The sequence below is a fragment of the Nocardia sp. NPDC059195 genome, assembly GCF_042754695.1.
Classification (GTDB): domain Bacteria; phylum Actinomycetota; class Actinomycetes; order Mycobacteriales; family Mycobacteriaceae; genus Nocardia.
Window position 1 is genome coordinate 87,687 of record NZ_JBHZBG010000026.1, and the last position, 13,259, is coordinate 100,945.

Below are 13,259 nucleotides of genomic sequence, written 5' to 3' on the forward strand. Positions count from 1 at the left end.
CATGGCGAGTGGTCCGCTCGAGAGTGAATCGACACTTTCGGCCACTCTGCCTTTATTGTCCCCCCGAGATCAAGGGCCCGCTATGCAATGCGAGCCTTTCAGCACGCAATTATCGGCAGCTCACCGAGACGGCTGGCGGTGCGCGCCAGATCGGGAATCGCGGGGACGCCCGCGGTCAACTCATGTGGGGGTTCGGCGGCGTGGATGGTGAACGGCAGATCGGCGTCGTAGAGGACATCGACGAGGTTCACCAGGCGCATGGACCAATCGGGCGGGACCTCGCGAAGTGGCGGGACCTCGCGCATGGTCCAGTGGCGGAAGCGCTCGGCGAGGCGGAGGTAGTCGGCGGCGCTCGTGGGGGCGGCACAGATGCCGTGGAAGTCGAGGGTGATGGTGTCGGTGGCGGCGTGCGCGCGAATGGTTCGGCCGTTGCCGAGGGGCACGTCGACGGCGGACCGCTCGATGTCGTGAGAGTAAGCCTGCCCCACAGCGGGCGAACCCGTGCTGTGACGAGCAACGGCAGAGCCTACGCGAGGTGACACCGATCCGACACCCCCTGTGAGCACGTAGCGACCCGCGAGGAAGCCGGCGTCGCGGTGTGGCGTGCGGGTGCGGTAGTCGAGTGGTCCATCGAGGGTGATGGTGTCGAGGTTGGCGAGGATCAACTCGATGGTGGGCAAGAAGGCATCGTGGAACAACGGGTTGGGCAGGAGGTCGCGTGGCCGGTAGTTCGAGGTGACCACGAGGGTGCGGTGGTCGGCGAAGAGGGCTTCGAGCATGCGAGCGACGAGCATGGCGTCGCCGATGTCGTTGACGTGGAATTCGTCGAAGCAGACCAGGTCGGCGGCGCCGAGGAGTTCGTCGATGGCGCGTTCGATCGAGCCGAGGGTGTGGGTGGCGGAGTGCAGGGCCGCGAAGAAGGTGTGGAAGTGGAAGCGGCGCTTGCGGTTTGTGTCGACCGAGGCGAAGAAGCGGTCCATCACCATCGTCTTGCCGCGACCCGGGCGGCCGTGCAGGTAGATACCCGCGCGCAGGTCACCGGGTCGACCTGGATGTCGGTCGCCGCGTGCAGCGGGGCGCCCGCGCGGTATGGCAGATGCGCCCGGCCATCGGTTGCCGCGTTGAGCGGGGCGTCTGCGCGGGATGCCGAAACGACCCGTGCGCCGATCGTCGTGTTCGGCGGGGCGCCCGAGAGGGCGGACCTCGTCGAGCAGTGATTCGAGCGCGTGTAGGGCCGCTTGTTGGGCGGGGTCGAGCACCACGGTGTCGGGTTCCATGCGAGCCTCCTTGATCCTCTACAGTTGTAGAGGACGGGCGTCGCCGACGGCCAGGAGAGGTGACGATGTCCACAGACCGGCGGGCACAGATCGTGGCGGGCGCCATCGAACTCATCGCGACACGGGGAATCCGCGCGCTCACCCACCGCGCGCTGGACACTCAGCTGGCGTTGCCTCCGGGTTCGACCTCGTACTACTTCCGCACGCGACAGGCCTTGATCGAAGCGGTCGCAGCTGGGATCACTGCCCGGTCGCGCGCGGATTTCCTTGCCGCACAAGCGAACTTCCCGAGCGGGCAGCCCCTGGACCCTGCGCAGGTCGCACGCGATATCGCGACTTGGCTCGATCAGCTACTCAACCATCGCCGCCACGACCTGATCGCCCGGCACGCCTTGATCATCGAGGTGCTCTCCGACCCCGAACTACACGCCCGCCTGGCAGGCAGCCTGTTCTCGCTGGAGCGCGCCACCGATCTGTTCGAGGCGCTCGGCGCCGCCGAACCCCGCGAGTCGGCCCACGATTTCCTCGCGCTGCTGGAAGGACTCGTCTTCGATCGGTTCGCGGGACTGCGCGCGGGATCGTCGGGCGACGTCGATCAGCTCGCCCGGCCGCTGGCCGAGTTTCTCCACAAGTGGCCGCAATATCAGCCGGGCCAACCGAATTCGGAATAGGGAGCGGCCGAATTCAGCGCCGCCAATCCGAGAGCGGAATACTCGATCAGGTCGGCGGGTAATTCACCCAGCGAAAACCACTGCAGTGCATAGCATTTATCGGGTTCACGATTGAAAGGTTCACCGCGCCAATCCTCGGCACGAAAGAACAGGCCGAGCCGGGAGTCACGGCCGGGGGCGGTGACATGGGCGACGTGAAACAGACGCAACGCGGTGGGATCGAGGTCGACCCCGACCTCCTCCGCGGCTTCCCGGACCGCGGCCGTCGCCACCGATTCGCCTGCCTCGAGCTTTCCCGACGGCAGGTGCCAGCGGTGATCGAACTCGTCGCCGCTGCGGCGCAGGCTCAACAGGACCTGGTCACCGCGGATCAGCAGGATGTGCACGTCGACCAGGTGGCGGGGAGTCACCTGGTCGAGCGTACGAGAGGCGCGGCCCGAACGGGCACCGTGTTACGACGTCAGCACCAGCCCGGAGGTGGGGACGCCGGTGCCCGCGGTAACCAGGATGCGTTCCAGGGCGTCTACCTGGTTGACCGAGGTACCGCGGATCTGGCGGACCGCTTCGGCGATGCCGTTCATGCCGTGGATATAGGCCTCACCGAGCTGACCGCCGTGCGTATTGAGCGGAAGGCGGCCGCCGATCTCGATGGCGCCGTCGGCGATGAAGTTCTTGGCTTCCCCGCGGGGGCAGAAGCCCAGTTCCTCGAGCTGCATGAGCACGAACGGGGTGAAGTGGTCGTAGAGGATCGCGGCCTGCATATCGGCGGCGGTCAGGCCACTCTGCGCCCACAGCTGGTCGCCGACGAGACCCATTTCCGGCAGGCCGGTCATGGCGTCGCGGTAGTAGCTGGTCATCACGTACTGGTCGACGGCGCTGCCCTGCGCGCCGGCCGCGATGATCGCGGGGCGCTGCGGGAGGTCGCGGGCGCGTTCGGCACTGGTGACCACGATGGCCACGCCACCATCGGACTCCTGGCAGCAGTCGAGCAGGTGCAGCGGTTCGGCGATCCAGCGCGAATCCTGGTGCTGTTCCAGGGTGATCGGCTTGCCGTAGAAGAAGGCATTGGGGTTCACCGCGGCGTGCTTGCGGTCGGCCACCGCGACGGCGCCGAAGTCGGCGCTGGTCGCGCCGGTGACATGCATATAGCGGCGGGCAACCATCGCGACCTGCGCGGCGGGCGTGCCGAGACCCTGCGGGTAGGCCCAGCCCGCGTCGATCCCCGACGACGTCGGCGCGGCCGCCAGCGCGGGCGAGAACTGGCCGAATCGGGCGCCGGAACGTTCGTTGAACGCGCGATAGGCGACCACGACATCGGCCACACCGGTGGCCACGGCCATGGCGGCCTGCTGCACGGTCGCGCACGCGGCACCGCCGCCATAACCGATGTGGCTGAAGAACTTCAGGCTCGGAATGCCGACCGCCCTGGCCACCGCGGCCTGGGTGTTGGTGTCCATGGTGAAGGTGGTCAGACCATCGACATCGGCGGGAGTGAGACCCGCGTCGGCCAGCGCCGCGCTGACCGCCTCCGCGGCCAGCCGCAGTTCACTGCGGCCGGAATCCTTGGAGAAATCGGTGGCGCCGATGCCGACGATGGCGGCGCGCCCGGACAGGCCAGCGGCTGTGGTGCTCATTTCGCCTCCAGTTCGGGAACGCCGATGACGGCGGTGGCGGTGATGTGCTCACCGAGGCTGTCGCGGCCGCGCACGTCGATGGTGACCCGCGCACCCGCGACTTCGGTGACGGTGCCCGAAAGAGTCAGGGTGTCACCGGAATACAGCGGCACGCCCAACCGCAACGCGATGGACTTCACCAGCGCGGTCGGACCCGCCCAGTCGGTGACGAACCGCTGCACCAGACCGGTGTCGGTGAGGATATTGACGAAGATATCGCTGGAGCCACGCTCGACCGCCTTGTCGCGGTCGTGATGCACATCCTGGAAATCCCGGGTGGCCAGCGCGGTGCTGATCACGAAGGTGGGATCGGCGTGGATCACCAGCTCCGGGAGGACAGCGCCCACTGCGATGGCCGCGGGATCGATAGTCGTTGTCACTAGCAGGTCCTTTCCGGACGGACAGAGCGCGTCGGCATGCCATGACCGCCGACGGTGGACCGCGTTGCGCCTGCGTGGGGTGCGCCGGTCATCGCACGGCCTGCCAGTACGGCAGGACGGTTCCGTCGCCGAGTTTCTCGAAGGCCACGCGGACGGGTACGCCGATGGCGACCTCGGCCGGGTCGATGCCGCGCAGCTCACCGAGCATCCGCACACCCTCGTCGAGTTCGACCAGCGCGACAACGAAGGGCAGCTCGCGTCCTGGCACCTTCGGCGCGTGGTGCACGACGAAGCTGAACACCGTGCCGGTACCGGCGGACACCACATAGTCGGTGGTCTCGGCCTTGTCCTGCCAGAGGGCGGGCACCGGCGGATGCTGCAGGGTGCCGTCGGGCCTGCGCTGGATCCGCAGCTCGCCGATTTCGGTTCCGGCCCAGAAGAATTCGGTGTCCTTGGAGATGACCGGTCCGACCCGACCCTCGGGCGCGAGGGCGATATCGCCTGCGGCCACATCGTCTTTCGCGGCGGGCGCGAATTTCAGGATGCGGAACAGCATTTCGGTGACCACCTCGTCGCCGACCGACCAGGTAGTGGCGAAGGTCAGGAACCAGCCGTCACCGAGCCCGGTTCGCTTGGGCCCCTTGAATTCCGAGAGCCTGCTGGTGACAGTCACCTCCTCGCCCGGCTGGAGGTAACGGTGATAGGTCTGCTCGCAGTTGGTGCCGACGACCGAGGTGTAGCCCGCGTCGTCGAGCAACTGCGTCGCCAGGCCGAGCGGATCGTCGGCGGTGCGCACACCGCGCAGACCGTTCATCGTCCACACCTGCGCCATGGCAGGCGGGGCGACGATGCCCGGATGACCGGCAGCCTTGGCGGCGGCCTCGTCGACGTAGATCGGGTTGGTGTCGCCGATCGCCTCGACCCAGTTGTTGATCATCGGCCGGTTCACCGGATCACGTCCGGCCCGTGGCGCCGATTCGCCCGCGGCCGACAGCTTCGCCAGCGCCTCGGGAACATCTTCGGGGGCAATACCTTCCGGCACGCGCGACTCCTTGCTCATCGGGGGACGCGCGGCAGTTCGAGGCCGGCCGTGGCCACCAGTTCGCGCATGATCTCGTTCACGCCGCCGCCGAAGGTGACGACGACGTTCTGTTTGGTGCGCCGGTCCAGCCACCCCATCAACGCCGCCGTATCCGGCTCGGCCAGATCACCGAAGCGGCCGATGATCTCCTCGACCAGCCGACCGGCCTCCTGCAACGACTCGGTGGAGAAGACCTTGGTGGCCGAGGCGTCGGCGATCACCGCGTTCTGCGCGGCGGTGCTGTCGGCGGCGGCGACCTGCCAGTTCAGCAGCTCGTTGAGCCGCACCATGGTGCGTACCCGGCCGAGCGCGCGGCGAACCTCCGGCTCGCCGAGCAAGCCGTGCTCAGCCGACCAGTCGTGCAGGCGATCGTAGAGTTGCTCGATCTTGCCCGACGGACCGAGACTGACCCGCTCGTGGTTGAGCTGGGTGGTGATCAACCGCCAGCCCTTGTTCTCCTCGCCGACCAGCATCTCCGCGGGCACCCGCACGTCGTCGAAGTAGGTGGCGTTGGTGTGGTGGGCGCCGTCGGCGGTGATGATCGGCGTCCACGAGTAGCCGGGATCCTTGGTATCCACGATCAGGATCGTGATCCCCCGGTGGCGCGACTCGACCGAACCGGTCCGGCAGGCCACCCACACATAGTCGGCTTCGTGCGCGCCGGTGGTGAAGGTCTTCTGCCCGTTGATGATCCAGTCGCCGTTGCTGTCGCGCACGGCGGACGTCCGCAGTGAGGCCAGGTCGGTTCCGGCATCCGGTTCGGAGTAACCGATCGCGAAATGGATGTCACCGGAAAGGATTCCGGGCAGGAACTTCTTCTTCTGCAGATCGGTGCCGTACTTCTGCAAAGTCGGGCCGACCGTCAGCAGCGTCACCAGCGGCAGCGGCACATCGGCGCGGACCGCCTCGTTGAAGAAGATCTGCTGTTCCATCGGACCGAAGCCCTGGCCGCCGAACTCCTTTGGCCAGCCGACACCGAGCCAGCCGTCACGGCCCATCCGGCACACCACTTCGCGGTAAGCGTCGCCGTGCCGGTCGGTGGCCATCGCGGCCGCTTCCGCCGGGCTCACCAGATCGGCGAAATAGGAACGCAATTCGTCGCGCAGTCGCTGTTGCTCGGCGGTCAGATCGATGAACATCTTGCCCCCAGAAGGTCGAGGCGCAGACCGGCGCCACCGAGCAGGCGGACGAGGTCTTTGGCCTGTGAGAAGTAGCGGTGCATCGGGTGGGTGATGTCGGCCCCGAGGCCACCGTGCAGGTGATGACATTTCTGCATCGCGCGCGGCACTTCGGCCGCCGCCCAGTAGGCGAGCACGTCGAGGTCCTCGTCGATCCGGCGCTGACGCTCCGGCGACGAATCATCCTGTGCCAGTGCCCAGCACGCCGACTCGGCGGCGACATGCAGGGTGCGCGAGACCACGTACAGATCCGCGATCTGCTGGGCCACCGCCTGGAACTCGGCCAGCGGCCGACCGAACTGGTGGCGGGTGCGCACGTGTTCGGCGGTCAGCTTCAACGCGCCTGCGAGCAGGCCGTCGGCGACCGCGCCGACGCTCGCCAGGGCGTAGCGGTGCAGCGTGGGCAGCGCGTCGGGCAGCAGCTGGGCGGCCGGGATCTCGACGTCGTCGAGCACGAGCGTCGCCTCCGGGATACCCGCCGAGCCGGCGATCGGCAGGATCTCGATCCCCGGTGCCACCGACTCGACAAGGGCCACACCGGAATCGGTGGGGACCAGGATCCAGCGTGCCTGTTCGGCGTAGATCACACCGACCTTGCGGCCGGTGATCCGCACCGTGTCACCCGCGCGCACCGCGGTGGTGCTCGGCGCGGTGGTGAACGGCGCGCCCGGTTCATTGAGCGCCGCGGTGAGCACGGTGCCCTTGCCGACCTCGGCGAGCACCCGCTCGGCGAGCTCGTCGGACAGCTGCGACAGCAGCGGCAGCACGCCGAACCCGAAGGTCGGCAGCGCGGGCACCGCGACAGCATCCGTTGCCAGCTCCATGAGCAGCGCCGATACCTCCAGCAGGCCCATGCCGTCGCCACCGAACCGCTCGGGTACGGCGACCGCGAGCAGACCGGAGTCGATCAGGCTCGGCCACAATTGCATATCGCGGGCCTGCTCACGTTCGAGCAGGCTCACGACCACCTCGGCTACAGCGTCGGCGCTTTCGTCGCGGTTGAAGTCCACGGCGTCCTCTCTCATCGAGCTAACTGTCCGCGTCGCGCGGCAGACCGAGGATCCGCTCGGCGGCCACGGTCAACAGGATCTGCTCGGTACCACCCGCGATGGAGAGGCAGCGTGTGAGCAGGAATTCTTGCAGGGCGATGTTCTCCATGGCACCGTCACGGCCGTTGAGTTCCAGCTCGAACTCGGCCAGGTCCTGCCGGTGCCGGACGCCGACGAGCTTGCGGACGCTGGCCTGCGGGCCCGCGTCCACGCCGGCCATGGTCGCCACCGCGATCCGCTGTTCCAGCAGGGAACCGGCGACCGAGGAGGTGATCAGGGCACCGAAGCGGTCCTCACGCAGTTCAGATCCCCAGCCACCGCCGGCCGGGAAGCTGTCGAGCAGCGCTTCCAGCGCGCCGCCGATACCACCGCCGCCCATGGCGACCCGTTCGGCCGTCAGGGTGGTGCGCGCGATCTTCCAGCCGTTGTTCAGCGCGCCGACCAGGCCTTCGTCGGGCACGAACACGTCGTCGAGGAAAACCTCGCTGAAGCGTTCCTCACCGGTGATCGTGACCAGCGGGCGCACCTGCACGCCCGCGGCGCGCATGTCGACCAGGAAGTAGCTGATCCCGCGGTGCTTGGCGGCGGTGGGATCGGTGCGGGCCAGGCAGATGCCCCAGTTCGCGATAGTTCCCAGCGACGTCCACACCTTCTGGCCGCGCAGCACCCAGCCACCGTCGACCTTCTCGGCGGTGGTCCGCAGGGCGGCGAGGTCCGAGCCGGCGCCCGGTTCGCTGAACAGCTGGCACCAGGTCACCTCGCCGTGCAGCGACGGCCAGACATAGCGCTCGATCTGCTCGGGCGTGCCGAAACGCAGCAGGGTCGGCACCGCCCAGCCCGCGATCGCCAGGTCGGGGGTCTGCAGATCGGCCTGGCGCAGCTGCTCGCCGATCTGCAGGCAAGTCATCGGATCCGCTTCGCGCCCATATGGTTTCGGCCAATGCGGCATCACGAAACCGCCCTCGACCAGGGCGCGCTGCTGCTGTTCGGGCGTGAGCGCGGCGATGGCGGCGATCTCGGCGGTCAGCGCGGAGTCGCCCGTCGCGTCGCCGAGGACCCGCTCGGCACCGGTGGTGCGCCGCTGACCGGCCCTGGTGAGCTCGGTGACCCTGGCCCGCCAGCGTGCCGAGCCACCGAGCAGCTGGCGCAGCGAGCTCGCCCGGCGCAGGTAGAAGTGCGCGTCATGCTCCCAGGTGAAGCCGATACCGCCGAGCACCTGGATGGCGTCCTTGGCGTTGTCGACCGCGGCGTCCAAGGCCACCGACGCGGCGACAGCGGCGGCGATCGGGAGTTCGTCGCCACCTTCATCGATTGCGGCAGCGGCGTCGGCGGCGACCGCGCGGATCAGTTCGGTGCGGCACAGCATCCAGGCACACAGGTGCTTGATCGCTTGGAAGCTGCCGATGGGTTTGCCGAATTGTTCACGGACACGGGCATATTCGACGGCTGTGCGCAAGCACCAGCCGGCCACGCCCGCCAGTTCCGACACCGCGAGTGCCACGAACAGATCGGTGACATCGGCGGTGGGCGCGAAGCCGTGCTCAGCGGGAACCGCCACCTCGGTGGCGCTCACCCGCGCCAGCGGCACGGTGTGGTCGCCCTGCGACAGCAGCGTAATCGTCACCGCCGCAGCCGGAATCAGCAGCCAGCGGGTGCCGTCGACGGTGTCGGCGGGCACCAGGACCTGCGTATCGGCATCGGCGCCGTAGACGACATCCCACGTGCCGGTGACACTCCAGCCGGCATCGGTGGGAGCCGCCTTCGCCGCCTGCTCGTCGCCGGGCACCGCGACCGCGCACGGGGCACCCTCGGCGAGCGCGCCCTTGGTGATCAGTCCGGCCAGCGCGGTCGCCAGTACCGGACCGCCGACCAAGTCGTCGCCGGTCTGCTCGAGCATGACAGCGAGGTCCGCGACCGTGCCGCCGAGCCCGCCATTGTCCTCGGACAGGGCGACTTCGAACAGCCCGAACTCGCCGAGCGCGGGCCAGTAGTCGCGCCAGGCGCCCGAACCGCCTGCCCGCATTGTTTCAATCGGCGCGACCGAACTCGCCCAGCCCCGCAGCGACGCCGCGACGGCTTTGTGCTCGTCAGTGGTGGCGATGGTCACAAGAAGATCCGCCTTTCCGGCGTGGTTACCACTCCTAGAACATGTTCTAATATCTAGGCCGGGCATAAGTCAAGAGCGCTACACTCGCTCCACGTTTTTCGCTCGGCGCGGCCGACGAAATTTCACCGAAGCGAAAGGGTTTCCACGATGGACAGGCCTGCACCAACGCCCACCGTGACAACGCTGTCCGAGGAAGAGCTCAGCTCCGGCGCGCAACGCGACCGGCGCAAGCGCATCCTCGACGCCACCCTCGCGCTGGCCTCCAAGGGCGGCTACGACGCCGTGCAGATGCGCGCGGTCGCCGAACGCGCCGATGTCGCCGTCGGCACCCTGTACCGCTACTTCCCGTCCAAGGTGCACCTACTCGTCTCGGCGCTGGCCAGGGAATTCGAGATGTTCGAGGGCAAGCGCAAGCCACTACCCGGCGACGGCCCCTCCGAGCGGATGCACACCCTGCTCACCCAGATCACCCGGATGATGCAGCGCGACCCCCTACTCACCGAGGCCATGACGCGCGCGTTCATGTTCGCCGACGCCTCGGCCGCCGCGGAGGTCGATCGGGTCGGCAAGGTGATGGACCGGGTCTTCGCCCGCGCGATGAGCGACGGCGAACCCGACGAACGTCAGCTCGCGATCGCCCGCGTCATCTCCGATGTGTGGCTGTCGAACCTGGTGGCCTGGCTCACTCGGCGAGCCTCCGCGACCGATGTAACGGAACGGCTCGAGCTCACCGTCGACCTGTTGCTGGGCAATCGCGGATAACTCAGCAACCCGGCAATTCGTACTGCCGCATCATCACAAATCACCCATAGCTGTTGACACACGTCGGCTGTGCGTCTTCCAGTAGGAAGATGCATAGCCGACGTCGCATATGCGAAACAGCGCATCTACCGGCCCCGCGCGCCTCGCCGGGCCGCCATACGCCCGGTGAGCTCGACAGATCCGGCGGGCGACGGCAGGCCGCCGGTCCGGAATTTGCCGTAAGGTCGCGAGCAAACGAACGGGGATCGTGCGCACAACCCGCCGCGCCGCTCGCGCGGCAAAATTGACGCAGTATTGTTTTTCGCGCCCCCTGATCAACTCCTCCCATCACTAGGTTGGATGCGTGAGCGCACAGGAACTGCCCTTGGATGTCCGCCGTGCACTGGCGTCGGTTGCGCGCGTGCCACGGCTCTTGGTTGCCTCGGACTACGACGGGACAATCGCCCCGATCGTGTCCGACCCGTCGAAAGCGTTTCCCCAACGGGAATCGGTGAGCGCGTTACGCGCGCTGGCGGGGTTGTCGAACACTACCGCGGCGGTGATTTCCGGCAGAGCGCTACGCGATCTGGCCGCGCTGTCGCGCCTGCCGGTCGAGGTGCAGCTGATCGGAAGTCACGGCTCGGAATTCGACGTCGGCTTCGTGCACGCGATCGACAATGACGCCAAACAGCTACTGACGGAGATCAATTCAGCGTTCTCCAAGATCGCCGCCGAGAACCCGGGCGTAACCGTCGAGATGAAGCCGGCCAGCGCCGCGCTGCACGTGCGTAACGCCAGCCCTGAAATCGGCAGGCGCGCACTGACTTCCGTGCGCCAGGGCCCGGCTTGCTGGGTGGGCGTGCAGGTGACCGAGGGCAAGGCGGTGATCGAGCTCGCGGTGATCCCGACCGACAAGGGCACCGCGCTCGACACCATTCGTCATCAGGAAAGCGCTTCCGCCGCAGTGTTCTTCGGCGACGACGTCACCGACGAGAAGGCGTTCCGGGTGCTGTCGGGACCCGATGTGGGCATCAAGGTCGGCGAGGGCGAGACCATCGCCAAGCTGCACGTGGACTCCACCGAAGACGTGGCGCGCGCGCTGGCGTTCCTGGTCGAGGAGCGGCGCACCTGGCTGGCCGGGGCGAGCGCACCGCGGATCGAGCGGCTGAGCATGCTCGCCAGCCCGCGCTCGGTCGCACTGCTCACCCCTGACGCGACGGTCACCTGGTTCTGCCACCCCGAGCCGGATTCGGCGGCGGTGTTCGCGCACCTGCTCGGCGGCGCGGCGGCCGGGCACTTCACAGTGGCACCCGAACGCCAGAGCCTGCCGCTGTCGCAGCGGTACGTAGACGGCACGATGACGGTCGAAACACGGTGGGCCAGTTTGCAAGTGGCCGACTACCTGCCGCACGACGTCGCCCCCGATCGCACCGATCTGACCAGGGTGATCACCGGCACCGCGAAGGCCGTCGTCACCTTCGCGCCGCAGCCGGAGTTCGGTCAGGTGCCGGTGCGAATGGAGGCCGTGCGCAACGGGATTCAGGTCAGCGGCACCAACGATCCGATGGTGCTGCGCTCCCCCGGTGTGGTGTGGGAGATCCGGTCCGACGGCACCAACGAGCAGGCGCGCGCGGTGGTCGATCCGTCGCTCGGGCCGGTCGTGCTCGAATTGCGATGCGGGACGGCCGATCTCGCACCCTCGATGACGCCGGAGCCGCAACGCCGACAGCTCGCCGAGCAGTACTGGTCACAGTGGGCGGCCGGGTTGCAGTTGCCGCCGCTCAAGCCGGATCTGATGAAGCGGTCGGCGCTGACGCTGCGCGGTCTGGTGCATCGCCCGTCCGGGTCGATCCTGGCCGCGGCCACCACCTCGCTGCCCGAGGACATCGGCGGCGTACGCAACTGGGACTACCGCTACTGCTGGCTGCGTGACGCGTCGCTGACCGCGCAGGCGCTGGTGACCCTCGGCTCGCTCACCGAGGCCGACGAATTCCTCGGCTGGGTACACAAGGTGCTCGACACCCTGCCGGGGCCCGAGCGCCTGCACCCGCTGTACACGATCTACGGCGAGACCCTGCCGCCCGAAGCCGTGATCGACGCGCTGCCCGGCTATGCCGGGTCGCGGCCGGTGCGGGTGGGCAACGCGGCCAATATGCAGGTGCAACTCGACGTGTTCGGGCCGATCGTCGACCTGATCACCTCGATGTCACACGAACGCGAGCGTCAGGGCATCACCTCCCCGGCCAAGGCCCTGCCGGACGCCGACTGGGAACTGGTGTCCGCGATGGTGTCGGCGGTGCAGCGGCGCTGGACCGAACCCGACCACGGCATCTGGGAGATCCGCGGCAATCCGCGCCACCACGTGTACTCGAAGGTGATGGGCTGGCTCACCATCGACCGCGCACTGACCCTGGCCGAGCGCTTCGATCGCCCCGCCGACCCCGACTGGGTGACGCTGCGCGACACGATCGCCGACGAGGTGAAGGCGAAGGGCTGGAACGACGAGGTCCAGTCCTACACCGCCGCCTACGACGGCACCGATCTGGACGCGGCCACCCTGCACATCGGCCTGAGCGGCCTGATCGACCCCGCCGACCCCCGCTTCGCCGCGACGGTGGTGGCCACCGAGGCCGAGCTGCGCAGTGGTGCGACGGTGTACCGCTACCACCACGACGACGGCCTGCCCGGCGGCGAAGGTGGCTTCCACCTGTGTGCCGCCTGGCTGGTGGAGGCCTACCTGCTGATCGGCAGGCGCTCCGATGCCGAGGCACTCTTCGCCCAGCTCGTAGCGGCGGCGGGCCCCACCGGCCTGCTCAGCGAGGAATACGACCCCGTCGCCGAGCGTTCCCTCGGTAATCACCCCCAGGCTTACAGCCACCTGGGCCTGCTGCGCTGCGCTCAGCTACTGAGCCAGCCGGTCAACGCCCTCGTGTAACCGACCAACCAGCACTCACCACCATCCACACCGCACACCCCAAATCCGCCATGGCACTACCACCCCACCGCGCACCCCAAGACCGCCATGACCGCACTCCCAACCCCGCACCCGCGACCCCTGGGGAGCGGCGGCCACGAAGTGGCCGGTCCGCGGCCGGGTCGCCG

11 protein-coding genes are annotated in these 13,259 nt (G+C 68.2%); 3 read left to right on the forward strand and 8 right to left on the reverse strand.

Annotated features, from left to right (window positions below):
- Positions 1-98: 98 nt before the first annotated feature.
- Positions 99-1,277 (reverse strand): cell division protein ZapE, encoded by a 1,179-nt coding sequence (gene zapE, locus ACFXKN_RS26550; RefSeq protein WP_378970842.1) that lies wholly within the window; start codon positions 1,275-1,277, stop codon positions 99-101.
- Between the two features lie 65 nt (positions 1,278-1,342).
- Between zapE and ACFXKN_RS26555 the strand changes: the two genes are divergently transcribed.
- The gene (locus ACFXKN_RS26555; protein WP_378970847.1) at positions 1,343-1,948 is read left to right on the forward strand and encodes a TetR/AcrR family transcriptional regulator; all 606 of its coding nucleotides are present in this window, start codon (positions 1,343-1,345) and stop codon (positions 1,946-1,948) included.
- Here the strand turns inward: ACFXKN_RS26555 and ACFXKN_RS26560 are convergent.
- The 7 genes from ACFXKN_RS26560 to ACFXKN_RS26590 form a co-directional block, all read right to left on the reverse strand.
- Positions 1,921-2,358: an NUDIX domain-containing protein gene (locus ACFXKN_RS26560; protein ID WP_378970852.1), complete on the reverse strand. Its 438-nt coding sequence runs from the start codon at positions 2,356-2,358 to the stop codon at positions 1,921-1,923. The genes ACFXKN_RS26555 and ACFXKN_RS26560 overlap by 28 nt on opposite strands.
- Positions 2,359-2,400: 42 nt before the next feature.
- The gene (locus ACFXKN_RS26565) at positions 2,401-3,582 is read right to left on the reverse strand and encodes a lipid-transfer protein (RefSeq protein WP_378970862.1); all 1,182 of its coding nucleotides are present in this window, start codon (positions 3,580-3,582) and stop codon (positions 2,401-2,403) included.
- On the reverse strand, positions 3,579-4,001 hold the full coding sequence (locus ACFXKN_RS26570) for a MaoC family dehydratase (protein ID WP_378970866.1): 423 nt from the start codon (positions 3,999-4,001) through the stop codon (positions 3,579-3,581). The genes ACFXKN_RS26565 and ACFXKN_RS26570 overlap by 4 nt, the downstream gene beginning before the upstream one ends.
- Before the next feature lie 88 nt (positions 4,002-4,089).
- On the reverse strand, positions 4,090-5,043 hold the full coding sequence (locus ACFXKN_RS26575; RefSeq protein WP_378970882.1) for a bifunctional MaoC family dehydratase N-terminal/OB-fold nucleic acid binding domain-containing protein: 954 nt from the start codon (positions 5,041-5,043) through the stop codon (positions 4,090-4,092).
- A 14-nt stretch (positions 5,044-5,057) separates the two neighbouring features.
- Positions 5,058-6,221 (reverse strand): acyl-CoA dehydrogenase family protein, encoded by a 1,164-nt coding sequence (locus ACFXKN_RS26580; protein WP_378970891.1) that lies wholly within the window; start codon positions 6,219-6,221, stop codon positions 5,058-5,060.
- A complete protein-coding gene (locus tag ACFXKN_RS26585; protein ID WP_378970898.1) occupies positions 6,206-7,285 on the reverse strand; it encodes an acyl-CoA dehydrogenase family protein in 1,080 nt (359 codons plus the stop codon). Before ACFXKN_RS26585 ends, ACFXKN_RS26580 begins: the two co-directional genes overlap by 16 nt.
- A 4-nt stretch (positions 7,286-7,289) precedes the next feature.
- Positions 7,290-9,416: an acyl-CoA dehydrogenase family protein gene (locus tag ACFXKN_RS26590; RefSeq protein WP_378970910.1), complete on the reverse strand. Its 2,127-nt coding sequence runs from the start codon at positions 9,414-9,416 to the stop codon at positions 7,290-7,292.
- Between the two features lie 147 nt (positions 9,417-9,563).
- On the opposite strand from ACFXKN_RS26590, the gene kstR reads away from it, so the two are divergent.
- Positions 9,564-10,178: a cholesterol catabolism transcriptional regulator KstR gene (kstR, locus tag ACFXKN_RS26595; protein WP_379434021.1), complete on the forward strand. Its 615-nt coding sequence runs from the start codon at positions 9,564-9,566 to the stop codon at positions 10,176-10,178.
- Positions 10,179-10,521: 343 nt separating this feature from the next.
- Entirely contained in the window at positions 10,522-13,092 is a 2,571-nt protein-coding gene (otsB, locus tag ACFXKN_RS26600; protein ID WP_378970937.1) for a trehalose-phosphatase, read from the forward strand.
- Positions 13,093-13,259 lie beyond the last annotated feature (167 nt).

Coding starts and splice junctions, on each gene's coding strand:
- ACFXKN_RS26565 (WP_378970862.1), bottom strand. CDS start 3,582: ATGAGCACCACAGCCGCTGGCCTGTCCGGGCGCGCCGCCATCGTCGGC.
- ACFXKN_RS26585 (WP_378970898.1), bottom strand. CDS start 7,285: ATGAGAGAGGACGCCGTGGACTTCAACCGCGACGAAAGCGCCGACGCT.
- ACFXKN_RS26580 (WP_378970891.1), bottom strand. CDS start 6,221: ATGTTCATCGATCTGACCGCCGAGCAACAGCGACTGCGCGACGAATTG.
- ACFXKN_RS26555 (WP_378970847.1), top strand. CDS start 1,343: ATGTCCACAGACCGGCGGGCACAGATCGTGGCGGGCGCCATCGAACTC.
- zapE (WP_378970842.1), bottom strand. CDS start 1,277: ATGGAACCCGACACCGTGGTGCTCGACCCCGCCCAACAAGCGGCCCTA.
- kstR (WP_379434021.1), top strand. CDS start 9,564: ATGGACAGGCCTGCACCAACGCCCACCGTGACAACGCTGTCCGAGGAA.